This is a genomic window from Rhodococcus sp. BP-261, from assembly GCF_019835205.1.
Taxonomy (GTDB): domain Bacteria; phylum Actinomycetota; class Actinomycetes; order Mycobacteriales; family Mycobacteriaceae; genus Rhodococcoides; species Rhodococcoides kyotonensis_B.
In genome coordinates, this window is record NZ_JABUCO010000002.1 from 1 (window position 1) to 25,798 (window position 25,798).

At 67.1% G+C, this 25,798-nt stretch carries 21 protein-coding genes; 19 read left to right on the plus strand and 2 right to left on the minus strand.

All coding sequences use genetic code 11. From position 1 onward, the window contains the following. Window positions 1–324: 324 nt before the first annotated feature. Complete coding sequence (locus HQ354_RS02430) at window positions 325–951, minus strand: RDD family protein (protein WP_254303477.1); 627 nt, start codon at window positions 949–951, stop codon at window positions 325–327. A gap of 214 nt (window positions 952–1,165) precedes the next feature. Between HQ354_RS02430 and HQ354_RS02435 the strand changes: the two genes are divergently transcribed. From HQ354_RS02435 to aroB, 13 genes are all read left to right on the plus strand, one after another. Next, a complete protein-coding gene (locus HQ354_RS02435) occupies window positions 1,166–4,555 on the plus strand; it encodes a DUF2126 domain-containing protein (protein ID WP_222634107.1) in 3,390 nt (1,129 codons plus the stop codon). A 60-nt stretch (window positions 4,556–4,615) separates the two neighbouring features. Continuing rightward, window positions 4,616–7,291: a circularly permuted type 2 ATP-grasp protein gene (locus tag HQ354_RS02440; RefSeq protein ID WP_068424340.1), complete on the plus strand. Its 2,676-nt coding sequence runs from the start codon at window positions 4,616–4,618 to the stop codon at window positions 7,289–7,291. Further along, window positions 7,288–8,169 (plus strand): transglutaminase family protein, encoded by an 882-nt coding sequence (locus HQ354_RS02445; protein ID WP_068424339.1) that lies wholly within the window; start codon window positions 7,288–7,290, stop codon window positions 8,167–8,169. The genes HQ354_RS02440 and HQ354_RS02445 overlap by 4 nt, the downstream gene beginning before the upstream one ends. 122 nt (window positions 8,170–8,291) lie before the next feature. Further along, a complete protein-coding gene (locus HQ354_RS02450) occupies window positions 8,292–9,461 on the plus strand; it encodes a kinase (RefSeq protein WP_068424338.1) in 1,170 nt (389 codons plus the stop codon). 33 nt (window positions 9,462–9,494) lie between these two features. Further along, window positions 9,495–10,898: a replication-associated recombination protein A gene (locus tag HQ354_RS02455; protein ID WP_068424337.1), complete on the plus strand. Its 1,404-nt coding sequence runs from the start codon at window positions 9,495–9,497 to the stop codon at window positions 10,896–10,898. Window positions 10,899–10,955: 57 nt separating this feature from the next. Continuing rightward, a complete protein-coding gene (gene alaS / locus HQ354_RS02460) occupies window positions 10,956–13,622 on the plus strand; it encodes an alanine--tRNA ligase (protein ID WP_222634108.1) in 2,667 nt (888 codons plus the stop codon). A gap of 2 nt (window positions 13,623–13,624) precedes the next feature. Beyond that, the gene (ruvX, locus tag HQ354_RS02465; RefSeq protein WP_068424335.1) at window positions 13,625–14,197 is read left to right on the plus strand and encodes a Holliday junction resolvase RuvX; all 573 of its coding nucleotides are present in this window, start codon (window positions 13,625–13,627) and stop codon (window positions 14,195–14,197) included. Beyond that, window positions 14,194–15,504: an endolytic transglycosylase MltG gene (gene mltG, locus HQ354_RS02470; RefSeq protein ID WP_068424333.1), complete on the plus strand. Its 1,311-nt coding sequence runs from the start codon at window positions 14,194–14,196 to the stop codon at window positions 15,502–15,504. Before ruvX ends, mltG begins: the two co-directional genes overlap by 4 nt. A 3-nt stretch (window positions 15,505–15,507) precedes the next feature. Beyond that, entirely contained in the window at window positions 15,508–16,308 is an 801-nt protein-coding gene (locus HQ354_RS02475; RefSeq protein ID WP_222634109.1) for a shikimate dehydrogenase, read from the plus strand. Between the two features lie 175 nt (window positions 16,309–16,483). After that, window positions 16,484–16,888 (plus strand): prepilin peptidase, encoded by a 405-nt coding sequence (locus tag HQ354_RS02480; protein ID WP_371828798.1) that lies wholly within the window; start codon window positions 16,484–16,486, stop codon window positions 16,886–16,888. 21 nt (window positions 16,889–16,909) lie between these two features. After that, on the plus strand, window positions 16,910–18,097 hold the full coding sequence (aroC, locus tag HQ354_RS02485; RefSeq protein WP_068424329.1) for a chorismate synthase: 1,188 nt from the start codon (window positions 16,910–16,912) through the stop codon (window positions 18,095–18,097). Continuing rightward, window positions 18,094–18,666 (plus strand): shikimate kinase, encoded by a 573-nt coding sequence (locus HQ354_RS02490; protein WP_068424327.1) that lies wholly within the window; start codon window positions 18,094–18,096, stop codon window positions 18,664–18,666. The genes aroC and HQ354_RS02490 overlap by 4 nt, the downstream gene beginning before the upstream one ends. Before the next feature lie 5 nt (window positions 18,667–18,671). Further along, a complete protein-coding gene (gene aroB / locus HQ354_RS02495) occupies window positions 18,672–19,784 on the plus strand; it encodes a 3-dehydroquinate synthase (RefSeq protein WP_068424326.1) in 1,113 nt (370 codons plus the stop codon). Here aroB and HQ354_RS02500 read toward each other — a convergent pair. Continuing rightward, window positions 19,781–20,428: a B-4DMT family transporter gene (locus HQ354_RS02500; RefSeq protein ID WP_068424325.1), complete on the minus strand. Its 648-nt coding sequence runs from the start codon at window positions 20,426–20,428 to the stop codon at window positions 19,781–19,783. The genes aroB and HQ354_RS02500 overlap by 4 nt on opposite strands. Before the next feature lie 111 nt (window positions 20,429–20,539). Between HQ354_RS02500 and HQ354_RS02505 the strand changes: the two genes are divergently transcribed. The 6 genes from HQ354_RS02505 (at window position 20,540) to HQ354_RS02530 (ending at window position 25,796) form a co-directional block, all read left to right on the plus strand. Beyond that, complete coding sequence (locus tag HQ354_RS02505; RefSeq protein WP_068424324.1) at window positions 20,540–21,658, plus strand: Xaa-Pro peptidase family protein; 1,119 nt, start codon at window positions 20,540–20,542, stop codon at window positions 21,656–21,658. A gap of 41 nt (window positions 21,659–21,699) precedes the next feature. Further along, window positions 21,700–22,263, plus strand: a complete 564-nt coding sequence (efp, locus tag HQ354_RS02510; RefSeq protein ID WP_068424322.1) for an elongation factor P — start codon at window positions 21,700–21,702, stop codon at window positions 22,261–22,263. Window position 22,264: 1 nt separating this feature from the next. Further along, complete coding sequence (nusB, locus tag HQ354_RS02515; RefSeq protein ID WP_068424320.1) at window positions 22,265–22,801, plus strand: transcription antitermination factor NusB; 537 nt, start codon at window positions 22,265–22,267, stop codon at window positions 22,799–22,801. Window positions 22,802–22,918: 117 nt separating this feature from the next. Further along, window positions 22,919–23,554, plus strand: coding sequence for a bifunctional pyr operon transcriptional regulator/uracil phosphoribosyltransferase PyrR (pyrR, locus tag HQ354_RS02520; protein WP_068424318.1), 636 nt, complete (start codon window positions 22,919–22,921; stop codon window positions 23,552–23,554). Continuing rightward, window positions 23,551–24,498, plus strand: a complete 948-nt coding sequence (locus HQ354_RS02525; protein ID WP_068424316.1) for an aspartate carbamoyltransferase catalytic subunit — start codon at window positions 23,551–23,553, stop codon at window positions 24,496–24,498. The genes pyrR and HQ354_RS02525 overlap by 4 nt, the downstream gene beginning before the upstream one ends. Then, a complete protein-coding gene (locus tag HQ354_RS02530; protein WP_068424314.1) occupies window positions 24,495–25,796 on the plus strand; it encodes a dihydroorotase in 1,302 nt (433 codons plus the stop codon). The genes HQ354_RS02525 and HQ354_RS02530 overlap by 4 nt, the downstream gene beginning before the upstream one ends. Window positions 25,797–25,798 lie beyond the last annotated feature (2 nt).

Sequence of the window (25,798 nt, forward strand, 5' to 3'; positions counted from 1 at the left end):
GGTAACTGCGGGGGGGTGGGCAGTCGCCGGGAGGTGTGGGTGTTCCGCCTGCGGGCGGGTAGTTCTGCGGGGGCGGCGGGTAACCGCGTCCCGGCTCGTTCTTGCCGAGGTCGGGGCGTTCCGGATCGGGGCTGCTGCCGTACTGCGGTCCGTCGGGTGGGTTCTCGCTCACGGTCATCACTCCTCGTAGGGGGACTCGAACAGATTGTGACCGACTGCGTCGCGTCGGGCACTGCGAGTTGTCGGATCGAAACATTGGAATGGGAAGAGAAGTGGGCCCGTCGCCTGGAGGCGACGAGCCCACTCGCGTTGCTTTCCGGGGGATCAGCCGACCTTGACGACCTGCGTTCCACCAGCGAGTTCGTCGTGCTTGCCCTGCTTGGTGGGGCTGGAGTTGATGGTGACCGCGATGACGATGTACGCGATGAACACCAACAGTCCGCCCAGAAGCGGAACGATGTTCAGAAGCAGGAAGGCGTTCCGCTTCGCTGCCTCTGCCTGCGTCGGGTTGCCCCCCGCAGCGCCGAGGGTCCGCAGACCGAGGATCTGCTTGCCGAAGGTCTGACCGCGGCTGGACTCGAGGAACGTGAAGTATGCGAAACCGAGAAGCGCACTGACGAGTCCGAGGATGAACTGCCCGACGAAGCCGTCCCCGGCGATGAAGTACGCGATCAGAGCGATGATGCCGATGATGATTCCGTCGATGAAGCGAGCGGCGAAACGCAGTCCCAGGCTGCCGGGTTGCCCGCCGTTCGGAAGCTGCGAGCCCGACCCGTAGCCGTAGTTGCCGGTCGCCGGAGGTGGCGGGTAGTTGCCGGGCGGGGGGTAGTTACCGGGAGGCGGGTAGTTTCCCGGAGGAGGGTAGTTGCCCGCTGGACTCTGCGGGTACTGCGGCTGGTTGGGGTCCGGACTGCCGCCGTACTGCGGTCCATTGGGTGGATTCTCGCTCACTGACATTCCCCTCGGCTGGAGTATTTATAGTTGCGTACCAATTCTTTACACATGCGCTGGTGAGCGAACCGCATTCCCGAGGGTGTGTCAAGCAGTACACGAGGTCGAGGAGAACGGGCATTTTCGGACCTGTCGATTCTCGACAGGCGAGTGGGCCTGGCCCGAACTATGGTTGTGCATTCGCACCCATTCCGGGACAGGTGAGGGGCTCGCCATGGGCATCAAGGTCGCACTGGAACATCGGACGAGCTATTCGTTCGACCGCATGGTGCGGGTATATCCGCACGAGATCCGTCTGCGTCCGGCGCCGCATTCGCGGACGCCGATCGAGGCATACTCGCTGACTATCGAACCCGCCGAGCATTTCGTCAACTGGCAGCAGGATGTCTTCGGGAATTTCCTTGCGCGCGTTGTCTTTCCCGAACGCACCGATCGCATGTCCGTCACCGTCGGACTCGTCGCCGACATGGCGGTGATCAATCCTCTCGACTTCTTCGTCGAGGACTGGGCGGAACACTTCGGTTTCGAGTACGAGGAACGCGACCTTCCGGATCTGGAGCCGTACCTGCGGGCCGTCGACGAAGAGGAGCCGGGATCGGGGCCGGGGTCGGTCGTCACCGCGTGGGTGGAGAAGCTCGACGCTGCTGTGCGAGAACGTGGTTCGACGATGCGGACGATCGACTTCCTGGTCATGGCGAACAGAGCCGTCCTCGGTGACGTCGAGTACTCGGTCCGCATGGAACCCGGTGTGCAGACGCCCGATCACACGTTGACCTCCGGGGTCGGCTCGTGCCGCGACTCGGCCTGGCTGCTGGTGTCGGTCCTTCGACAGATGGGCCTGGCCGCGAGGTTCGTCTCCGGCTATCTCGTGCAATTGGCGTCGGACGTGAGATCGCTGGACGGCCCGTCGGGTCCCGCTGCCGACTTCACCGATCTGCACGCATGGACCGAGGTCTACCTGCCCGGTGCGGGCTGGGTCGGCCTGGATCCGACGTCGGGGTTGTTCGCCGGCGAAGGTCACATTCCACTGTCCGCGACGCCCCATCCCTCCACGGCCGCAGCCATTTCCGGCGCCACCGGCAAATGCGAGGCCGAACTCGACTTCTCGAACACCGTCGTGCGCGTCCACGAGGATCCCCGCACGACGTTGCCGTACACCGCCGAGCAATGGACGGCCGTTCGCGCGGCCGCAGCGGTCCTCGACGAACGGATGTCCGAGCAGGACATCCGCCTCACGGTGGGGGGCGAGCCGACGTTCGTCGCGATCGAGAATCAGGAGGCACCGGAATGGAACACGACGGCCGACGGCCCGCACAAACGTCGGCTCGCGAGCGACCTCGCCGAACGGTTGCGCACCATCTACGCTCCGGACGGGCTCGTGCAACGCAGCCAGGGCAAGTGGTATCCGGGAGAGCCGTTGCCGCGCTGGCAGATCGGGCTCTTCTGGCGTACCGACGGCGAATCCTTGTGGCGGAACTCCGATCTCGTCGCCGACCCCTGGCCGCCCGACGACCGTAGGCCCGCCCCTGTCGATCCGGCGACGTCACGTGCCCTCGTGGAGAAGCTCGTCGAGGCACTGGGTCTGCCCGAGACTCAGGCCCGCCCGGCCTACGAGGATCCGCTCGTGCGACTTCTGGATCTGGTTCGGCAACCGTACGGAGACCCGCCGCACGACGACGACATCGAGCCGGGTGCCGATTCGGCGGAGACGCGGGCGGCACTGTTGCGCCGACTCGAATCCAGCACCGACGAGCCCGCTGCGTTCGTGCTTCCGATCAGCAGGAGCGCCGACGGCGCCGGCTGGCAGAGCGCCGACTGGACGCTGCGCCGGGGCAGACTGGTTCTGCTCGAGGGCGATTCACCCGCCGGTCTTCGACTGCCGTTGAACGCGATCACGTGGGCGGGCCGACCGCCCGAGAATCCGGACGATCCGACTGCCCCGAAAGATCCACTGCAGCAACGGACACAACGTCCGCCCAGGCAGGTCGACCCGGCCGAAGCGCGCTACGCGCGGCTCGTCGAGACGAACGAGGCTGCGCGCGGTCGCGTCGGGGGCTCGGATGTGACGGCCCTCGTCGCGGAAGTCCGCGACGGAACACTGTACGTGTTCATGCCACCGACCAACCGGCTCGACGACTTCGTCGAGTTGGTCACGCTCGTCGAGAACGCAGCCGCTGCACTCGACACGCCGGTCGTGGTCGAGGGGTACGGTCCGCCGTCGGACCCACGGATCCAGACACTCACCGTGACGCCGGATCCAGGCGTCATCGAGGTCAACGTGCAGCCGACGTCGTCGTGGGGCGAACAGGACGATCTGATGCAGACGCTGTACGAGCAGGCGCGGCAGTCACGTCCGAGCACGGAAGGGTTCGACAACGACGGCACCACCCGCGGCACGGGCGGGGGCAACCACATCACTCTCGGTGGCACGACGCCGTCGGACTCGCCGATTCTGAGGCGACCCGACCTGCTCGTGTCGCTGCTGACGCACTGGCAGCGGCATCCGTCGTTGTCGTACCTGTTCACGGGCAGGTTCATCGGTACGACGTCGCAGGCGCCGCGCGTCGACGAGGGGCGCGAGGAGGCTCTCTACGAGCTCGAGGTGGCGTTCAGCGAGATCGGGCGGATGACGGATGCGGATCGAACCGCGTCACCGTGGGTGGTCGACCGCGCACTGAGACACCTGCTGACCGACATCACCGGCAACACTCACCGGGCCGAATTCTGCATCGACAAGCTGTACAGCCCGGACAGTACCCGGGGTCGGCTCGGTCTGCTCGAGCTGCGTGGATTCGAGATGCCGCCGCACCACCAGATGGCGATGGTGCAGTCGTTGCTGGTGCGGTCGTTGGTCAGCCGGTTCTGGGACGAACCGCTGAAGGCGCCCCTCGTCCGCCACGGCGCGAACCTGCACGGCCGCTACATGTTGCCGCACTTCGTGACCGCCGACATCGGACGCGTCGCCGAAGACCTGCGCGAGCACGGGATCGAATTCGACACCAGCTGGCTCGACCCGTTCACCGAGTTCCGATTTCCCAGGATCGGTACGACGGTCGTCGGCGACGCGGAACTCGAACTGCGCGGAGCCATCGAACCGTGGAACACGTTGGGCGAGGAGTCGACGTCGTCCGGCACCGCGCGGTACGTCGACTCCTCGGTCGAACGGATCCAGGTGCGTGTGGCAGGCGCCGACGACGGCCGCTACCTGGTCACCTGCAACGGCGTGCCCGTGCCACTGCTGCGCACCGATCGGAACGACGTCCAGGCTGCCGGTGTGCGCTACCGGGCGTGGCAGCCGCCGAGCGCGTTGCACCCGACCATCGAGGTACAGAGTCCGCTGCACTTCGACGTCGTCGAGAGACAGACCGGGCGTGCTGTCGGTGGGTGCACCTACCATGTCGTCCACCCGGGAGGCCGGTCGTACGACGGGCCTCCGGTCAACGCCGTCGAGGCGGAATCGCGACGTAACGGTCGGTTCGAGGAGGGCGGATTCGCCGCGGGGAAGGTGAACGTAGCAAGATTGGTCGAAATGCAAGCGCGACAGTCGATCGACGTCACCGCCCCGGGAATGCTCGATCTCCGGCGCACGGGTGTCCTGTTCTGACCGCGGTGCCCACCGGTGACCGGCGGCGTCGACTCGTCCCACGAAAGGAATGACGACTCGATGGTGCCCGTCGATACGGTCGACCCCGCGTCCGGGTCGGTCGACGGCAGCCCCGGCTCGCCTTCGGTCTCCGACCGCTTGGTGTCGCAGTATCACGCACGCCGCAGTACGTTGCGCGGCGCGGACACCCGCTACGACGAATTTCTCGCGCCCGACGGATGCGTCCGGCCGCAGTGGAATCGGCTCGTCCGGGGCATCGATGCCGCGGGGCCAGGTGGGGAGCGCGCTCTGCAGTCACGTGTGCGCCGCCTCGTCGACGACCACGGCATCACGTACAACCCGATTCCGGCCGACGGCGTCGAACGGGTCGCGTCCCCCGTGCGCTGGCGACTGGACAGCGTTCCGCTCGTCCTCTCCGCCGACGACTGGACAGGCCTGGAAGCAGGCCTGATTCAACGATCTCGACTGTTCGACGCTCTGCTCACCGATCTGTACGGCGCGATGGACACGGTTCGAAGGGCGCTCGTCCCGCCCGAACTGGTCTACGGCGACCCCGGCTACATCAGAGCCGCGCACGGCATCACCGTGCCCGGCCCGCATCAGTTGTTCATCCACGCCGCCGACGTCGGTCGGTCGTCGGACGGACGGTTCCGTGTCGTCGCCGATCGCACGCAGGCGCCGTCGGGGATCGGCTACGCGCTCGCCGATCGCCGGGTGATGTCGCGTGCCGCACCGGAATTGTTCGCCGGCACCAATCCTCGGCCGTTGTCGACGTTCGCCCGGGCGATGCGGTCGGCGTTGATCGACGCGGCGCCCGCTGCGGCAGAAGATCCGGTCGTCGTCGTCCTCAGTCCGGGTTCGCAGTCCGAAACGGCGTTCGACCAGGCCTATCTGGCGACGATTCTCGGTTTTCCGCTCGTCGAGAACGCGGATCTCGTCGTTCGCGACGGGGCATTGTGGATGCGCTCGCTCGGCACGTTGCGTCGGGTCGACGTGGTGCTCAGACGCGTCGATGCCGCGTTCACCGATCCGCTCGACCTCCGACCGGATTCACGTCTCGGCGTCGTCGGTCTCGTCGAAGTGTTGCGCCGCGGCGGAGTGACCGTCGTCAACACGCTCGGCAGCGGCATTCTGGAAAGCCCCGCGCTGTACCCGCTTCTCCCGTCGCTCAGCCGGGCGCTGCTGGACGAGGATCTGCTGCTCGAATCCACTCCGACGTACTGGGGTGGTGAACGCTCCGGCTTGTCTCACCTGACGTCGCACGTGCGGTCGCTGCTGTTCACATCGGTGACCACGCGCACGACCGTCCTCGGTCACGACCTGTCCGAAGCGGACGTCGACTCGCTTCTGCGGAAGGTGCGCGCCGAGCCGTGGAAGTGGGTCGGCCAGGACATTCCCGAGTTCGCCGTCGCCCCGTCGGGTTCGGCGTACGGCGGTCAGGTGGGCGCAGCCGAGGTGGGTCTCAGGCTGTTCAGCGTTGCGCAGCGGGTCGGTTACACGCCCATGGCAGGCGGTCTCGGCCGGGTGTTGGTCACCTCGCCGGTGGCAGAGCCACTCATCACGGTGGCCTCCAAAGACGTCTGGGTCAGGTCCGCCGAACGTGCCACTCCCGCCGACGCCGCGGCGCACACCCCGCCCTCGTCCGTCGAAGAGCTTCCGCACTACGCGGCAACCTCAGGCGACGTCGTCAGCTCGCCTCGTGTTCTCGGAGATCTGTTCTGGCTCGGTCGCTACAGCGAACGCGCCGAGGACATGACACGCCTTCTCATCGCAGTCCGCGAACGCTTGCAGGACTTCTCGTCGATGCCGTGGCTCGACGGGAGCGACAGCCTCCCGCTTCTGCTCGAAGCGGTGACGCGGGTGTCGGGAACGGCGCCGGGATTCTTCGACGAGAAGATCCGCGCCGACGCACAGTCCGAACTTCGGTCGCTGACGCTCGCCGTGGACCGACTCGGGTCGCTGGCGCAGTCGATCGACCGTGTACAGCAGGCAGCCCGGCGCGTGCGAGACCAGCTGTCGACCGACACGTGGGCGGTGCTGGCCCGGATCGCCACCGCGCTGGCCGAACTCGAAGCCTCGGAGGGCAACGGCGCGCAGTTGGCGGCGTCGCACACGTCGGTTCTGCGTGGCCTTCTGTCGCTCAGCGGACTCGCGTCGGAGTCGATGGTCCGTGACGCGGGCTGGTACCTGATGGATACCGGCAAGCGCATCGAGCGAGGCCTTCAACTGACGGCGCTTCTGTCGGCGACGTTGAGCCACGCGCTGCCTCCGACGACCGAGCAGGCAGTCATCGACTCGGTGTTGTCGGCTGCCGAGTCCTCGGTGATCTACCGGCGTCGCAATCGTGGGCCCGCGCGGCCGGCGGCCGTCGCACAGTTGCTGTTGTTCGACGAAGGTAATCCGCGGTCGTTGGTGTACCAGCTCGATCGGCTCAAGCACGATCTCGGCTCGCTTCCGGACGCGTCGGGCACCTCACGGCCGGAAGTCCTCGTCGAACAGATGGCCGTGCGGCTTCGGCGCGTCGACCCGGGCGACCTCGAGAGCGTCGACGCGTCCGGTGTGCGCACCGAGTTGGTCGAGCTGCTGGACGGCATTCACGCACAGCTCGAACAGCTTTCGGTTGTCGTGTTGGCGACGCACATGGTTCTGCCGGGCGGAACGCAGCCGCTGTGGGGTTCGAGTGCGCTGTGGGGTTCGAGAGCGCTGCGAGGTTCGACAGGCGAGGTCCGAGAGTGAGCAAGAGCTACCGCATCAGACACATCACCACCTATAAGTACTCCGATCGTGTGACGTCGTCGTACGGGCGGGGCTTCCTGGCGCCGCGAGACACCGAGGCCCAGCGGTGCGTCGAGAAATCGGTGACCGTCGAGCCTGCACCCTCGGATCAGTCGTTCGGCGTCGACGTCTACGGCAACGAAGACGTCTACTTTCATGTCACCACCGACCACGAGACCTTGGTGGTCACGGCGGATTCGCTCGTCGAGGTGTCGGAGCCGACCGGTGCCGACGATGCGCTCGGCACGACGTCGCCCTGGGAGACCGCGCGCCCGCAGTACCTCGGCGTCGACGGTGCCACCGCGGTCGAGTTCGTCCTCGACCTGGACGTTCCCGAGATCACCGACGAGGTTCGTGACTACGCCGCCGTGAGCTTCCCGCCGAACCGGTCGCTGCGTGACGCCGTCGTCGATCTGACGCACCGCATCTTCACCGACTTCACGTACGAGTCCGGTTCGACGACGGTGTCGACGACCGTCGCCGACGTGCTGGGGGCCAGGTCCGGGGTCTGTCAGGACTTCGCGCGGCTCGCGATCGCGTGCCTGCGCTCGAAAGGCCTGGCGGCACGGTACGTCTCGGGCTACCTCGCGACCGAACCGCCTCCCGGCAAGGAACGGATGGTCGGCGTCGACGCGACCCACGCCTGGGCCGCGGTGTGGACACCGGACGGAACATGGCTTGCGTTCGACCCGACCAACGATCAGCTCGTCGACGAGCGTTATGCGACCGTTGCGTGGGGTCGGGACTACGCCGACGTGCCGCCGCTGCGCGGAGTCATCTACACCGAGGCCGAGTCCAGCACAATTTCGGTATCGGTGGACGTGGCACCCGTGACCTGAGCTTTGTCGACCGTCGTGATGCAACTGCGACAGGACCTTTGTGCAGGTCGACCGGAAAGCGTCCGATTCGTTGTGTTGCGGAGGGCACAGTCGGTCGGTGCGACCGGGTACCTTGGTACCCGATGACCGCAACATTGGCAGACCCTGTCTCAGAGGTTGTAGCAGCTGCACAGCAGTTGCTCACCAAGCGCACCGGCGCACCCGTCACGCTCGTCGATGCCGTCGACCTCGGCGGCAGTGGGCAGGCTGTCGTTCTCCGTGTCCGGGTGGCCGAGAACCCATTTCAGCTTCCGCGCACCCTCGTGATCAAGCAGCTCCGTGAGACCGCCGCCGACGCCGACGTTCACGAGGGCAAGCAGACCACCGGCAGTCAGGCGGCGTTTCTCCGGGAGGCGGCGTCGTACCAGTTCGCGACGGCGCTCGCGACGGACAGCAGGCCAGGACCGGACCTGCTCGCCTACGACCTTCACGCCCGGCTGCTCGTGCTCAGCGACCTCGGGGACGCGAGCCCGATCACGACGCTGCTTCGGCATTCCGACACGGCGTCGGTGACCAACTCGCTCATGGCCATGGCGCAGGCGCTCGGACGCATGCACGCGGCAACCGTGGGTCGCGAGGAAGATTTCGCAGCACTGCTGCGGCGTGCCGGGCTGCCGCTGTCCGACGACGGTATCGCGGCTCAGATTCCCGACGCACTGGTTGCCGTTCCACGCATGCTTTCCGACGAACTCGATCTGGGGGAGACGCCGGAGTCGATTCTGCACCGTGTCGAGCGCAGCGGACGGCTGTTCGCGCACGGCGCGTTCCGCGCGTTCAGTCCGGCCGATCTGTGTCCCGACAACATCATCGTCAACGACGAAGGCGTCCGGTTCCTCGACTACGAGTGGGGTGGCTTCCGCGACGCGACTCTGGACATCACGTATGCGTTGGCGTCGTTCCCGGGTTGCCTGTGCCACTTCGATCTGTCCACCGAGCGTGCCCAGGCGATGATCGACGCATGGCGTGCCGAGGTCGTCGGCATCTGGCCGCACCTCGCCGACGATCACGTGCTCGCGTCCAAGATTCTCGACGCGCAGCTCATCTGGGTGTGGCTGTCGACCTACTGGTTCCTGCCGAACGATCATGCACGCATCGCTGCTGCTCGCGAACATCATCTGTCGGTGCCGCGCTCGGCGGCCCTGCTGGCTCGGTGGAGCGTGCTCGCCGATCAGGCAGAGCGGACGGGGGCGTCCGATGTCGCCGAGTTCGCCCACCGCGTCGTCACCGCGCTGCGCGCCAAATGGGACCGGTGATCGGCAGCTCGGCCGTCGTATAGCGTTTTCGACGTGAGTACAGGTTTCGGTGCGGGCTTCGACGACGACGCCGAAGAGAACGGTCTGTTCGAGGCCCCGCAGGCGGAGGACGAGGACATCGCACCCGACGTGACGTCCCCGTCGCCCGCCTCTCGCCCGTATGTCAGGCCCGACGCGCCACTCGCGGTTCGAATGCGCCCGACGACGCTCGACGAGGTGGTCGGGCAATCGCATCTGCTCGCGCCCGGTGCTCCGCTGCGCAGGCTCGTCGACGGCTCGGGCGCGTCGTCGGTCATGCTGTACGGCCCGCCCGGGACCGGCAAGACGACCCTGGCGTCGCTGATCTCGGGTGCGACCGGCCGCAAATTCGAGGCGTTGTCCGCGTTGTCGGCCGGAGTCAAGGAAGTGCGCGGCGTCATCGACCTGGCCCGTCGCAGGTTGACCGCAGGCGAACAGACCGTGCTGTTCATCGACGAGGTACATCGATTCTCCAAGACCCAGCAGGATGCGCTGCTCGCGGCCGTCGAGAACCGGATCGTGCTGCTGGTCGCCGCAACCACGGAGAACCCGTCGTTCTCCGTGGTGTCTCCCTTGCTGTCGCGCTCGCTCGTGCTGCAGTTGCAGCCGCTGAGCAGCGACGACATCGAACTGCTGCTCACCAGGGCCGCGAACGATCCGCGTGGTCTGGACGGCGCCGTGACCATCGACGAGGACGCCATGGCTCACCTGGTGCGGTTGGCGGCCGGTGATGCGCGACGCGCACTGACGGCGCTGGAAGCGGCAGCCGGCGCCGCATCCGGACCGGTGTTGGACCTGAAGACCGTCGAGGCAAGCGTCGACAAGGCCGCGGTGCGCTACGACCGCGACGGTGACCAGCACTACGACGTGATCAGCGCGTTCATCAAGTCCATCCGCGGATCGGACGTCGACGCGGCGCTGCACTACCTGGCTCGGATGATCACCGCGGGGGAAGACCCTCGGTTCATCGCGCGGCGCCTCGTGGTGCATGCGAGCGAGGACGTCGGTATGGCGGATCCGACGGCACTGCAGACGGCGACGGCAGCCGCGACGGCCGTGCAGCTGATCGGAATGCCCGAGGCACGGCTGGCGCTGGCGCAGGCCACCATCCACCTCGCGACGGCGCCGAAGTCCGGTGCCGTGATCGCCGCGCTCGGTGCCGCGATGGCCGACGTCGCCGCAGGCAAGTCCGGATCCGTGCCTGCGCACCTGCGGGACGGTCACTACAAGGGCGCGCAGGCTCTCGGCAACGCCGTCGGATACAAGTACCCGCACAGCGATCCCGGCGGTGTGCTGAGGCAGCAGTATCCACCCGACGAATTGGTCGGCGTCGACTACTACGAGCCCACCGATCACGGCGTCGAACGGGAGATCGGCACGCGCGTCGGGAAGCTCCGGCGTATCGTTCGAGGACGTTAGCGGCGGACCGCGGCGGGGCCTGCGCCTGTGCCGAGTCCGGCGCGTTAACCTGTGTACGTGCAAACCCATGACATTCGCAGGCGTTTCCTCGACCACTTCGTGAAGGCCGGGCACACCGAAGTGCCCAGTGCCTCGTTGGTGCTCGACGACCCCAACCTGCTGTTCGTCAATGCGGGCATGGTGCAGTTCAAGCCGTACTTCCTCGGCCAGCAGACCCCGCCCTTCCCGACCGCGACGAGCGTTCAGAAGTGCGTGCGGACCGGCGACATCGAGAACGTCGGCGTCACGACCCGGCACAACACCTTCTTCCAGATGGCGGGCAACTTCAGCTTCGGCGATTACTTCAAGGAGGGCGCGATCACGCTCGCCTGGGAGCTGATCACGAAGCCCCAGTCCGAAGGCGGTTACGGTTTCGATCCGGAACGGATCTGGGTCACCGCGTACGACCAGGATCCCGAAGCTGCCGAGATCTGGCGACGCGTCGCGGGAATGCCCGACGAGCGGATCCAGTTCCGTGACGGCGCGGACAACTACTGGGACATGGGCGTGCCAGGACCGGGCGGACCGTGCTCGGAGATCTACTACGACCGTGGACCCGAGTACGGCAAGGAGGGCGGGCCCGTCGTCGACGAGGACCGCTACATCGAGATCTGGAATCTCGTCTTCATGCAGGACGTTCGCGGTGACCTGAGTCCGAAGAAGGGCCACCCGCCCGTCGGCGTGCTGCCGAAGAAGAACATCGACACGGGCATGGGTGTCGAGCGTGTCGCGTTCCTGCTGCAGGGTGTCGACAACGTGTACGAGACGGACCTGGTTCGTCCCGTCATCACGAAGGCCGAGTCGCTGTCCGGTCGCACGTACGGCACCGACCACCAGGCGGACGTCCGGTTCCGCGTCATCGCCGATCATGCTCGTACCGCCGTGATGCTGATCGCGGACGGCGTCAACCCCGGTAACGAGGGCCGCGGGTACGTGTTGCGCCGACTGCTGCGTCGCATCATCCGGTCTGCTCGACTTCTCGGGGCCGACAAGCCGAGCATGGCGGAGTTCGTCACCGTCGTGCGGGACACGATGGCCGAGTCGTACCCGGAACTGGTCACCGATTTCGATCGCATCCTCACCGTTGCCGTCGGCGAGGAGACCGCCTTCCTGAAGACGCTCTCGTCCGGTTCGAAGCTGTTCGACACCGCCGCCGAGTCGGTCAAGGCTGCGGGCAAGACGACGATCGGCGGCGCCGAAGCGTTCGCGCTGCACGACACGTACGGATTCCCGATCGACCTGACGCTGGAAATGGCGTCGGAGGCCGGTCTTCAGGTCGACGAAGAGGGCTTCCGGTCGCTGATGGCCGAGCAACGTCGTCGCGCCAAGGAGGACGCGCAGTCGCGCAAGCATGCGCACACCGACCTGTCCGTCTACAAGGACTTCGTCGACACCGCAGCGACCGAATTCACCGGTTTCGACGAATTATCCTCCGAGGCAACGGTTCTCGCGCTCATCTCCGGCGGCGTCCGTGTTCCGACGGCTACTGCGGGTGAATCCGTCGAGGTCATTCTCGACCGCAGCCCGCTGTACGCGGAGTCCGGCGGTCAGATCGCCGACATCGGTTCGATCAGCGCGCCCGGCTTGTCGGTCAAGGTGAACGACGTGCAGAAGATCGCCAAGAAGGTCTGGACGCACAAGGTGACCGTCGAGACCGGGCAGATCACCGAGGGTGACGTCGTCCGCGTCGACGTCGATCCCGCATGGCGCAAGGGCGCGACGCAGGGTCACTCGGGAACGCACATGGTGCACGCCGCGCTCCGACAGGTGTTGGGCCCCAACGCTACTCAGGCGGGCTCGCTCAACAAGCCGGGTTACCTGCGATTCGACTTCTCGTGGCAGGGCGCCCTGTCCGAGGCGCAGCGCAACGACATCGAGGCCGTCGCGAACGACGCGATCGGCGCGGACTTCGCCGTCAACACGATGGTCACCGATCTCGACAGTGCCAAGGCGATGGGCGCGATGGCGCTGTTCGGCGAGAACTACGGCAACGAGGTTCGCGTCGTCGAGATCGGCGGGCCGTTCTCGATGGAGCTGTGCGGTGGTACCCACGTCGGCCACTCGTCGCAGATCGGACCGGTCACGCTGCTCGGTGAGTCGTCCGTGGGTTCCGGCGTGCGCCGAGTCGAGGCGTTCGTCGGTCTCGACTCCTACCGCTACCTTGCGAAGGAGCGCGCGCTGCTCGCCGGAGTCGCGTCGTCGCTGAAGGTGCCGACCGACGAAGTGCCTGCCCGTATCGAGACGCTCGTCGATCGCCTTCGGGTCGCGGAGAAGGAACTCGAAGCGGTGAAGGCTGCGTCGGTTCTGGCCTCGGCAGGGACGCTGGCCGACTCGGCCGAGCGCATCGGGTCGGTCCGCGCTGTCGTCGCGCAGGCTCCCGACGGGGTCGGCGGCAACGACCTGCGCACTCTCGCCGCCGACGTGCGCGGACGTCTCGGGTCCGATCCCGCCGTCGTCGTGCTGTTCGGCACCGTCGACGGCAAGGTCCCGTTCGTCGTGAACGCCAACCAGGGCGCCCAGGACGCCGGAATCAAGGCCGGTGAACTCGTGTCGAGCTTCGGTCCCGCGATCGGTGGCCGCGGTGGTGGCAAGGGGGAGACCGCGCAGGGATCCGGCTCCAACCCGGACGGTATCGCGCAAGCTCTGTCGGGAGTGCGTGCTCGAATCTCGGAACTCGCTTCCTGATCGTGACGGATTCCGCCGGACAGGCCCGGCCGTCCCGTCGCGAACCCGACCGCCCCGGCGACGACGACCCGGGGCCCGGCCGACGCATAGCCATCGACGTCGGAAGCGTGCGCATCGGCGTCGCATCGAGTGATCCGGGTGGGGTGCTCGCGACGCCGGTGGAGACCGTCGCCCGATCCAAGATCAAAGGCCCCGACGCGCCCGATGTCGCTCGGGTGATCGAGATCGTCCGGGAGTACGAGGCCGTCGAGATCGTCGTCGGGCTGCCGCGCACTCTCCGGGGTGAGAGCGGTTCGGCGGTGAAAGCTGCAGAGGGCTTCGCGCGTACATTGTCGCGACGTCTGCCCGGCGTGCCGGTACGCATGGCGGACGAAAGATTGACTACCGTGACTGCGGCGCGTGCACTTCGAGAAAGCGGAGTCCGTGCCAAGGCTCAGCGTTCGGTGATCGACCAGGCTGCGGCCGTCGCGATCCTGCAGGGGTGGCTCGACGAGCGCTCCGGCCGCCTGAACGCGGCACGCACCAGCACCACCAGTTCCGAAGACACAGGTCCGACTCCGGAGGCCGGCGAGTGAACAACTACAGGTACGAGGACGAGGTCCACACCGATCCGATCGGCTATCGAACGGACGAAGGCAGCGAGTTCCATCGTGCCGTGAACGCTCCGGGCCCCCGCGAGGTCGGCCGCAGTCGCGCCCAGCGCCGGCAGGACCTCGAGGCCGAGCGCCGCAAGCGCCGAGGACGGACCGTCGGGTTGGCGTTGGGATTGATCGTCGTCCTGGCCGTAGCCGGAGTGGGGTACTTCGTATTCGATCGTTTCACCGGAGGACCAGGCGGTCCCGAGGATTTCGCGTCGGGAACCGCCGGGCCGTCCGTCGTCGTACGGGTGCATCCCGGTGACACCGCAGAGCAGATCGGCGCCGACGCCGTCGACAAGGGTGTCGTCGCCAGCACCGGTGCGTTCATGAGCGCTGCCGTGCAGAATTCGTCGATCTCCGCGGTGCAGCCGGGCTACTACCTGCTGCCCAGTCATGTTCCGGCGTCCGAGGCCGTCACCGCGCTCGTCGACCCCGCTGCTCGCGTCGGCAGCGTCGTCATCTCCGAGGGCCGTCAGCTGCACGATTCCAGCGACGTGAACACCGAGGCGGTCAAGAAGGGCATCTACACGCTGCTGTCGGAGGCGAGCTGCATCGACACCACCGGCAGCGGCACCCCGACCTGCATCTCGTACGAGGACTTCAACGCCGCAGGCGCGGCCGAGGACTCGTCGACCCTCGGGGTTCCGGACTGGGCTGCGGAACGAGTGAGCACGGTTCCCGACCGTGACCGTCAGCTCGAAGGCCTCATCTCGGCCGGCAGCTGGGACTTCGATCCCACCGCGTCGCCCACCGACATCCTGGCGCAGCTCGTGTCCGAGAGCGCCGAGACCTACGAGAGCACCGGCATTCTGACCGCGGGAGCCAACTCGGGCCTCGATCCGTATCAGACGCTGGTGGCCGCGTCGCTCGTCGAACGGGAATCGCTTCCCCAGGACTTCAGCAAGGTCGCGCGCGTCATCATCAACCGTCTCGCAGAACCGCAGAAGCTCGAATTCGATTCGACGGTCAACTACGCGCTCGACACCACCGAGGTCGCGACGACCGACCTCGACCGAGCCACCGTGACGCCGTGGAACACGTACGCGATGGAGGGTCTGCCTGCCACACCGATCGCGTCGCCCAGTGTCGGGGCGGTCGAGGCAGTCGAGGCGCCCGCCGACGGCGACTGGCTGTACTTCGTGACCATCAACACCGCTGGGGAGACGCTGTTCACCCGGAGCTACGACGAGCATCTGGCGAACATCGGCAAGGTCGAGGACGGCTTCCTCGAGAGCGGACGCTGATCGATGCGCGCTGCGGTACTCGGCAGTCCCATCGAGCACTCGAAGTCGCCTCTTCTGCACCTGGCGGCCTATCGCGCGCTCGGGCTGGACGACTGGACGTACGAGCGAATCCTGTGCACGGGCGAACAGCTGCCCGATCTGGTGTCCGGTCTCGATTCGGACTGGGTCGGACTGTCGGTGACGATGCCGGGCAAAGTCGCAGCGCTGAATGTCGCCGACGAGCGCACCGACCGCGCGGTGTTGGCCGGATCGGCCAACACGCTCGTGCGGACGGCGACGGGGTGGCGCGCGGACTGCACCGACGTCGACGGCGTCGCAGGTGCCCTCATCGAGGCGGGGATCGTCGACCTGACGGGTCGCTCGGTTCTCGTCGTCGGAGCAGGCGGAACCTCGCGTCCTGCCATCGTCGCTCTCGCCGGGCTCGGGGCGGTATCGGTCACCGTCGTGGCGCGATCGGCCGAGCGTGCGCAGGACACCCTCGCGTGCGCGAAGGCAACGGGGATGGCCGCGGACTTCGTGACCATCACGGACCCGAACCTCGCCGGTGTGGCCGCACGCGCCGCAGTGGCCGTCAGTACGGTGCCTGCGGTCGGCGTCGAACCCGTCGCTGCGGCCGTCGCGCATGCTCCGGTCGTCCTCGACGCCATCTACGACCCGTGGCCGACGCCGTTGGCCACGGCCGTCGAGACCGCGGGTGGCACCGTGATCTCGGGTGTGCAGATGCTGCTGAATCAGGCGTACGGCCAGGTCGAGCAGTTCACCGGCAAGCCCGCGCCCAGAGCCGCCATGCGCGCCGCGATCTGAGAAGATTCCACAGGTTCTCTTCGCTCACAGGGCAGATCGCGACCAGGGCATTCCGCGTGAGGGCCGACGCGAGGCACGCGAGCATGCGTGTGTGTACTTTCAAACCCTTCCTGTCGAACTCGGGTCCGCTTCCGCTGCAACGGCCGCCGGATGGCTCGACGGCGGACCCCTGGTCATCGTGTTCGTCTCGTGGTGCGTGTGCCTGTCCTGCATCGACCTGATGTCACGGCGGTTGCCGAATTCGCTGACCGGGACAGGAGCTGCCGCGATCGCCGTGTATTCGGGCGTCGTGGGGGCCGTTCCCGCGATGCTGGCGGGTGCCGTCGCACTGTTCGGTTGCTACCTGGCCGTCCATCTCGCGGCGCCGCGCGCATTGGGCGCGGGCGACGTCAAGTTGGCGTGGTCGCTGGGCGGTGTCACCGGTATGTCGGGTGTCGACGCGTGGGCGGTGGCCGCGGTTGCTGCACCGCTGCTCACCGGCCTGTGCGGGCTTGCGCTGTCGGCTGCCGGCCGCTCACGGACTCCGGTGCCACACGGCCCGGCGATGTGCGCGGCCACCCTGCTGGCACTCGCGGCGTGACGGACGTGGAAGGATAGCTGCGTGCTGCGCTGGATTACTGCTGGAGAATCTCACGGTCCCGCTCTCGTGTCCATCCTCGAAGGAATGGTCGCGGGTGTCGAGGTGACCTCGGACGACATCGCTGCTCAGTTGGCGCGTCGACGACTCGGATACGGGCGTGGTGCCCGCATGAAGTTCGAGGCCGACAAGGTCACCATCACGGGCGGCGTCCGGCACGGCCTGACCCTCGGTGGTCCCATCGCGATCGAGGTCGGAAACACCGAGTGGCCCAAGTGGGAGCAGGTCATGTCGGCCGACCCGGTCGATCAGTCGGTGCTGTCCGACCTCGCCCGCAACAGTCCGCTGACCCGTCCCCGTCCCGGTCACGCCGATTACTCCGGCATGCTCAAGTACGGCTTCGACGACGCGCGCCCGGTGCTCGAACGTGCGAGCGCGCGCGAGACCGCAGCCCGCGTCGCGATCGGAACCGTCGCACGGCGATTCCTGAAGCAGGCGTTCGGCGTCGACGTCGTCTCACACGTCATCTCCATCGGCGCGTCGGAGCCGTACGTCGGCCCTGCGCCGTCCGGTGACGACTTGGACGCGATCGACGCCAGTCCCGTCCGCGCGTTCGACGCCGCGGCCGAGGCATCGATGATCGCCGAGATCGAGGCCGCCAAACGTGACGGTGACACCCTCGGCGGCGTCGTCGAGGTCGTCGTGCACGGTCTGCCCGTCGGACTCGGGTCGTTCGTGAGCGGCGAGCGCAGGCTCGACGCACGGCTCGCGGCCGCCCTCATGGGCATCCAGGCGATCAAGGGCGTCGAGGTGGGCGACGGTTTCGAGACCGCCCGCAGGCGTGGAAGCGCCGCGCACGACGAGATGAAGCCGGGCCCCGACGGAGTTCTGCGGTCGACCAACCGCGCAGGCGGCATCGAAGGTGGCATGACCAACGGCGAGGCGCTGCGGGTGCGCGCTGCGATGAAGCCGATCTCGACGGTTCCGCGCGCGCTCGCCACCGTCGACATGTCGACCGGTGACGAGGCCGTCGCGATCCACCAGCGGTCCGACGTCTGCGCGGTCCCTGCTGCCGGCGTCGTCGCCGAGACGATGGTTGCCCTCGTCGTCGCGCAGGCCGCGCTCGAGAAGTTCGGGGGAGACTCGCTCGCGGAGACGGCGAGCAACGTCGACCACTACGTGAAGGGCTCTGCCGCCCGGCCGCCGCGATGACTCCGTACGCGGTGTTGATCGGCCCGCCCGGTGCCGGCAAGTCGACCATCGGGCGTCGGGTCGCTCAGGCGCTCGAACTGGAACTGCTCGACACCGACGCCGCGATCGAACGGACGACCGGACGGACCATCGCGGACATCTTCGCCGAGGACGGCGAACCCGCGTTCCGCGTCATCGAGGAGCAGGTGGTCGCCGACGCCATCGCGACCCACAGCGGCATCGTGTCGTTGGGAGGGGGCTCGATCCTCTCCGAGCGCACACGCGCGCTGCTGGAGTCGCAGACCGTGGTCTATCTGGAGATCAGCGTTGCCGAGGGCTTGCGCCGCACGGGCGCCAACAATGCTCGACCGCTGCTGGCCGGCCCGGATCCGCGTACGAAGTACCAGAACCTGATGCGTACGAGGCGGCCGCTGTACCGTTCGGCAGCCACCATCCGGGTGCGCACCGACGGGCGCAGTCCGGCACGTGTCGTCACCCAGGTCGTCGCGAAACTGAGAGCGCATCACGAGCACGCGGGTGCCACGACACCGCCCGCACTGGGGCGACCCAACCGATTCGATGGAGGGTGAGAACAATGACCGAGCCCGTACGCGTCATGGTCGAGACCGCAGCGCCGTACCCGGTGATCATCGGCAGGGGACTGCTGGGTGATCTGGTCGGCGAACTGGCCGGGACGGCCACCGTCGCGATCTTTCACCAGCCGCCGCTCGCGGAGACTGCCGAAGCCGTTCGAGAAGCCTTGGCGGCCAAGGGAATCGATGCTCACCGCATCGAGATTCCGGATGCCGAGGACGGCAAGGAACTGGCGGTCGCCGGGTTCTGCTGGGAGGTGTTGGGCCGGATCGGTCTGACGCGCAGCGACGCCGTCGTCAGCCTCGGCGGCGGCGCGGCCACCGATCTCGCCGGTTTCGTCGCCGCGACGTGGATGCGCGGGGTCAAGATCGTGCACGTGCCGACGACGCTCCTGGCGATGGTCGACGCAGCGGTCGGCGGCAAGACGGGCATCAACACCGAGGCCGGCAAGAACCTCGTCGGCTCGTTCCACGAACCCGCAGCAGTCCTCGTCGACCTCGCGACGCTCGAAACCGTTCCGCGCAACGAGATCGTGGCCGGTCTGGCCGAGGTCATCAAGACCGGTTTCATCGCCGACCCGACCATCCTCGATCTGATCGAAGCCGATCCGGACGCCGCGCTCGACCCTCAGGGGACCGTTCTGCCGGAACTCATTCGTCGTTCCGTCGAGGTCAAGGCCCGCGTCGTCGCGGCCGACCTCAAGGAATCGAGTCTGCGCGAGATCCTGAACTACGGACACACGCTCGGCCATGCCATCGAACGCCGGGAGCGCTACCGCTGGCGTCACGGTGCTGCCGTCGCCGTCGGTCTCGTCTTCGCGGCCGAACTGGGTCGCCTGGCCGGCCGTCTCGACGACGCCACCGCCGACCGTCACCGCAGCATCCTCGAGGCGGTGGGGCTGCCGACGACGTACGACGCGGACGCGTTCGGTGATCTGTTGAAGGGCATGCAGACCGACAAGAAGAATCGCGCCGGAATGCTGCGGTTCGTCGTGCTCGACGGCCTTGCCAAGCCGGGACGACTGGAAGGACCGGACCCGAGCCTTCTCGTCGCGGCCTACTCGGCCATCGCACGGGACGACTCCGGCCCGTCCAGCACCGGAATTCTGCTCTAGCTGGTGCTCTTCTTCGAGCCCTGATCTTTCTGCAGGTCTGGACCGACGGCCGGGAACACTTCGGTGTCGGCCGAGTCGTCGGCCCACCGTGCTTGGTCGGCCGTCGACTGCGACGGCGCTGCCTGACCGGTAGCCGACTGACCCGAGGCGTTCGCGCCGACCGTGTGATGTTCGCGGCGGTGCTGCTCGCGCTCGGCGTCGGTCGCGGCGAGCTTCTTCTTCGCATCGCGCGAAGCGAGAAGGCGTCCGAGGAACACGGCGATCGTCGCTGGAATGAAGATGACGAGGATCGTGAACGCGGCGCCCGACGTCAGTTCGAAGAACAGCGAATTCTGGCCGACGCTGAACTCGACGAGGAATCCGACCAGCCACGCGAGAAGGCCTGCCAGTAGACCACCGACGACCGCGGCCTTCAGCCAGACCATCGTCAGATCCTTGCCGTATTCGGGATCGGGATTGGCATGTCGGTCGCGGATTCCGTCGATTCCGGCCCACACGACGACCGCCAGCAGCACGGCGGCCATGCCCACCCAGCGCAGCTGCGAGCCGTGCGTCGGCCACTGCGCGACGGCTGCCCCCAGCAGTATCCGCACCCCCACGTTGATCAGACCCATACCGATTCCGCGCACAACCCACCCAGTCATGGGGTCAGCCTATCCCTACCCGCCGGTAAGTGTGTCCGGCCCCACAGAATTTCGTGACGGTCTACGACATCGATGGGCCGTGGCAGCTGCGTCGAACGATAGGTTGGAGGAATGTCTGCAGACCGGAAACGAGCCGACTTCGGAGCGCGTCGAGCCGCGCTACGTCGCGCTCTGCACGCGAAGAACCTCGACGCACTCCTGGTGACCGATCTCCTCAACATCCGGTACCTGACCGGGTTCACCGGGAGCAACGCCGCCCTCGTGGTGTCCGCCGCCGATTCCGACGGGAACGAGGACGGAACCGTCATCTGCACCGACGGTCGGTATCTCTCCCAGGTCGCCGCCCAGGTTCCCGACCTTCGTGCGTCGATCGACAGGTCGTCGGCGACGGCGTTGCTGACCGACGACCGGGCGGCGCCGTCCGGGAACGTGGGATTCGAAAGCCATGTCGTGACGGTCGACCAGCACGACGCGTGGAGTGCTCTGGACGCGGCTCCGACGCTCGTCCGCAGTCCGGGCCTCGTCGAGGATCTGCGCATGGTCAAGGACGAGCACGAGATCGGGCTGTTGCGCGACGCGTGTCGTGCCGCGGACGAGGCCTTCGCGCTACTGATCGAGCGCGGGGGAATCAGAGCCGGACGTACCGAGCTCGAGGTGGCGCGCGAGCTCGAAGCTCAGATGCTCGACGCGGGTGCCGACGGCATCTCGTTCGAGACGATCGTCGCAGCGGGTGCGAATTCCGCCGTGCCTCACCATCGGCCCACGGCGGCTGTACTCGCGACGGGTGACTTCGTGAAGTTCGACTTCGGTGCGCTCGTCGGCGGGTACCACTCGGACATGACACGCACGGTCGTCATCGGGGAGCCCGACGCGTGGCAGAAGGAGATCTACGAGCTCGTGCTGCGGTCTCAGGCCGCGGGCCGAGAGGCGCTGGCACCCGGCGTGAGCACGGCTTCGGTGGACGCGGCATCACGATCGGTCATCGAGGACGCCGGGTACGGGGAGCTGTTCCTGCACGGCCTCGGACACGGTGTCGGCCTCGAAATCCACGAAGCGCCGGGAATTGCACGCACCAGCACCGGTACACTGCTGAGCGGTGCAGCTGTGACCGTCGAGCCGGGTGTGTACATCTCGGGGCGCGGTGGCGTCCGGATCGAAGACACACTCGTCGTTCGCGACGGCGGACCCGAGTTGCTCACCATGACCAGCAAAGAACTGATTCTCGTGTGACGCACGGCGCAGGCGAGAAATACGAGGAGACGTAAGAGCCAGTGGCTTCTACCAGCGATTTCAAGAACGGTCTCGTTCTCAACATCGACAACCAGCTGTGGTCGATCATCGAGTTCCAGCACGTCAAGCCGGGCAAGGGCCCCGCTTTCGTGCGTACGAAGCTGAAGAACGTGCTGTCGGGCAAGGTCGTCGACAAGACGTTCAACGCAGGCGTCAAGGTCGACACCGCGACGGTCGATCGTCGCGACATGACGTACCTGTACCACGACGGCAGCGACTACGTCTTCATGGACGGCGACACCTACGACCAGATCTCGATCTCCGAGGCGACGGTCGGCGACGGCGCACGCTTCCTGCTCGAGAACATGCAGGTTCAGGTCGCGACCCACGAGGGCGCGCCGCTGTACGTCGAGCTGCCCGTCACGGTCGAGCTCGAGGTCAAGCACACCGATCCCGGTCTCCAGGGCGACCGCTCCACCGGCGGCACCAAGCCTGCAACCCTCGAGACCGGCGCCGAGATCTCCGTTCCGTTGTTCATCAACACCGGCGACAAGCTGAAGGTCGACTCGCGTGACGGCAACTACCTCGGGCGTGTGAACTCCTAACGTGTCGTCGAAGAAGAACCAAGCACGTCTTGCATCGAAACAGCCCGAGCAGCCGAAGAAGCTCGGTGCGCGCCACAAGGCTCGCAAGCGGGCCGTGGACTTCCTGTTCGAGGCCGAGGCGCGTGACACCGATCCGGTGGACCTGGCCAAGGAGCGTATCGAGTTGGCGCGCGGCGACGATACGATCGCGCCCGTCAGCGAGTACACCGAGACGCTGGTCGTCGGTGTCGCCGAGAATCTCGATCGTCTCGACGGTGTGATCTCCGACCACCTGACGGATTGGACGCTGAACCGGCTTCCGGCCGTCGACCGCGCGATTCTGCGTGTCGCGGTGTGGGAACTCTTCCACGCGACGGATGTGCCGCCGGTCGTGGCCGTCGACGAAGCCGTCGAACTCGCGAAGCAGCTGTCCACCGACGATTCGCCGTCGTTCGTCAACGGCGTTCTCGGCCAGATCGTGCTCGTGGCGCCTCAGGTTCGAGCGGCAGCCGCGGCCGTGTCCTCGCGTACTGCCGAGGACAAGCCCGCCGACTCCTGAGTATCTTTCGAATCGCTCCTCCCCGCCGCTCGTGCGGGGAGGAGCGATTGCTAGGCTGTGTCACCGTCAGACATCCTTTAACGATCCGTCCAGAGAGGCGGAGAAGGAGGTCGTAGTTTGCCTGCGCCCGAAAGTTCTTCCGTTCCCGACAATCGACCTGGTTCTTCCCGCGAGCTGCTGTCCGCCGCGGATGTGGGCCGGACCATCGCCCGGATGGCGCATCAGATCATCGAGAAGACCGCGCTGGATTCCGCGGACGGCCCCCGTGTCGTCCTCCTCGGCATTCCGACGCGCGGCACCACGCTCGCCGAGCGCCTCGCCGAGCGCATCGAGGTCTTCAGCGGTGTGCGCCCGCCGCTCGGCTCGCTCGACATCACGCTGTACCGCGACGATCTGCGGAACAAGCCGCACCGCCCCCTGGAGCGGACTCTCGTCCCCGAGGGCGGAATCGACGACGCACTCGTGGTTCTCGTCGACGACGTCCTGTTTTCCGGCCGGACAGTGCGGTCAGCGCTGGACGCGCTGCGTGACCTCGGTCGCCCCAGGGCCGTTCAGCTGGCCGTTCTCATCGACCGCGGACATCGCGAACTCCCGTTGCGCGCCGACTACGTCGGAAAGAACGTGCCGACGGCTCGGACCGAGGACGTGTCGGTGTCTCTGACCGAGCACGACGGGCAGGACGGTGTATCTATCTCAGCCGGGAGCGGAGCCCGCAGGAGTGACCCAGATGGAAACAAAGGTGTAGTGCAGTGAAGCATCTGCTGTCCGTGGCCGATCTGACCCGCGAGACCGCGACCGAGCTGCTCGACGAGGCCGATCGGTTCGAGCAGGCGCTGCTGGGCCGCGAGGTCAAGAAGCTCCCGACTCTCCGCGGCCGTACGGTCATGACCGTCTTCTTCGAGAACTCGACCCGCACCCGTGTGTCGTTCGAGGTCGCAGGCAAGTGGATGAGCGCCGACGTCATCAACGTCAGCGCCAGCAGCTCGTCGGTGTCGAAGGGGGAGTCGTTGCGGGACACCGCGATGACGCTGCGTGCCGCGGGCGCGGACGCGCTGATCGTGCGTCACCCGGCATCGGGTGCGGCACACCAGATCGCCGCGTGGACGAAGGGCCAGGGCGACGGGGCGGGACCCGCGATCATCAATGCAGGTGACGGAACCCACGAGCACCCCACGCAGGCGCTGCTCGACGCCGTGACCCTGCGCCAACGTCTCGGTGACATCGAGGGCAGGCGCATCGGCATCGTCGGCGACATCCTGCACAGTCGCGTCGCGCGATCGAACGCGATTCTGTTGTCGACGCTCGGCGCCGAGGTGGTTCTCATCGCGCCGCCGACGCTACTGCCCGTCGGAGTCTCCGGCTGGCCGGTCCGCGTGTCGCACGACATCGATGCCGAACTGCCCTCGCTCGACGCCGTGCTGATGCTGCGCGTGCAGGCGGAACGGATGAACGGCGGATTCTTCCCGTCGGCGAAGGAGTACTCGATCACATACGGGCTGTCCCAGAAGCGGATGGACCTTCTCCCGGAGCATGCCGTCGTGCTGCACCCGGGACCGATGCTGCGCGGTATGGAGATCGCGTCGTCGGTGGCCGATTCACCCAGAACTGCTGTACTGCAACAGGTTACGAACGGAGTTCACGTGCGCATGGCGGTGCTGTTCCGATTGCTCGTCGGCTCGGACGGAGGTGCGCTGTGAGTGTTCTGCTGCGCGGCGTTCTGATCTACGGCGAGGAACCCGCTACCGACGTCCTGATCGACGACGGCCAGATCGCCGCCATCGGATCCGATCTCGACGCAGGTGATGCCGAGGTCGTCGAGGCGGGCGGGCAGATTCTGCTCCCCGGATTCGTCGACCTGCACACCCACCTGCGCGAGCCCGGCCGCGAGGACACCGAGACCATCGAAACCGGTTCTGCCGCAGCCGCACTGGGTGGTTACACGGCGGTGTTCGCGATGGCCAACACCAACCCCGTCGCCGACTCGGTCGTCATCACCGATCACGTGTGGCGTCGCGGCCAGGAGGTCGGACTCGTCGACGTGCACCCGGTCGGTGCCGTCACGGTCGGTCTCGGGGGCAAGCAGCTCGCCGAGATGGCGACGATGGCGAGTGGCGTCGGCAAGGTCAAGATGTTCTCCGACGACGGCAAATGCGTCGACGACCCGCTGATCATGCGTCGCGCGCTCGAATACTCGAGCTCGCTCGGGGTGCTCATCGCGCAGCACGCCGAGGAGCCGCGTCTGACCGTCGGTGCCGTCGCACACGAGGGGCCGACGGCAGCTCGCTTGGGTCTCGCCGGCTGGCCGCGTGCCGCCGAGGAGTCGATCGTCGCCCGTGACGCTCTGCTCGCTCGCGACGCCGGAGCGAAGGTGCACATCTGTCACGCGTCGACGGCGGGAACCGTCGAACTGCTCAAGTGGGCACGCGCACAAGGGATTTCGATCTCGGCCGAGGTGACGCCGCATCACCTGCTGCTCGACGATTCGCGCCTCGAGACGTACGACGCCGTCAACAAGGTGAACCCGCCGCTGCGCGAGGCGTCCGACGTCGCGGCGCTGCGCACGGGCCTCGCCGACGGCACGGTCGACTGCGTCGCGACCGATCACGCGCCACACGCCGAGCAGGACAAGTGCTGTGAGTTCTCGCAGGCGCGTCCGGGCATGCTCGGTCTGGAGACCGCCCTCGCGATCGTCGCGCAGACGATGGTCGAGCCCGGTCTGCTCGATTGGCGTGGCGTGGCCCGCGTCATGAGCGAGCGTCCGGCGGAGATCGTCGGACTCGCCGACCAGGGGCGTCCGATCGAGGTCGGAGAGATCGCGAACCTGACGCTCGTCGACCCGGACGCATCGTGGACGGTCGAGGGCAGGAAGTTCGCCAGTATCTCCGAGAACACGCCGTTCGAGCAGATGGCGTTCTCGGCCAGAGTCACCACGACGCTGCTGCGCGGACGGATCACTGCCCTGGGCGGCGCCGTTCGCGTCGCGACGGAGGCATAGCC

Coding starts and splice junctions, on each gene's coding strand:
- aroB (WP_068424326.1), top strand. CDS start 18,672: ATGACCGAGCCCGTACGCGTCATGGTCGAGACCGCAGCGCCGTACCCG.
- HQ354_RS02440 (WP_068424340.1), top strand. CDS start 4,616: ATGGTGCCCGTCGATACGGTCGACCCCGCGTCCGGGTCGGTCGACGGC.
- HQ354_RS02500 (WP_068424325.1), bottom strand. CDS start 20,428: ATGACTGGGTGGGTTGTGCGCGGAATCGGTATGGGTCTGATCAACGTG.
- HQ354_RS02505 (WP_068424324.1), top strand. CDS start 20,540: ATGTCTGCAGACCGGAAACGAGCCGACTTCGGAGCGCGTCGAGCCGCG.
- HQ354_RS02450 (WP_068424338.1), top strand. CDS start 8,292: ATGACCGCAACATTGGCAGACCCTGTCTCAGAGGTTGTAGCAGCTGCA.
- HQ354_RS02490 (WP_068424327.1), top strand. CDS start 18,094: ATGACTCCGTACGCGGTGTTGATCGGCCCGCCCGGTGCCGGCAAGTCG.
- HQ354_RS02475 (WP_222634109.1), top strand. CDS start 15,508: ATGCGCGCTGCGGTACTCGGCAGTCCCATCGAGCACTCGAAGTCGCCT.
- HQ354_RS02435 (WP_222634107.1), top strand. CDS start 1,166: ATGGGCATCAAGGTCGCACTGGAACATCGGACGAGCTATTCGTTCGAC.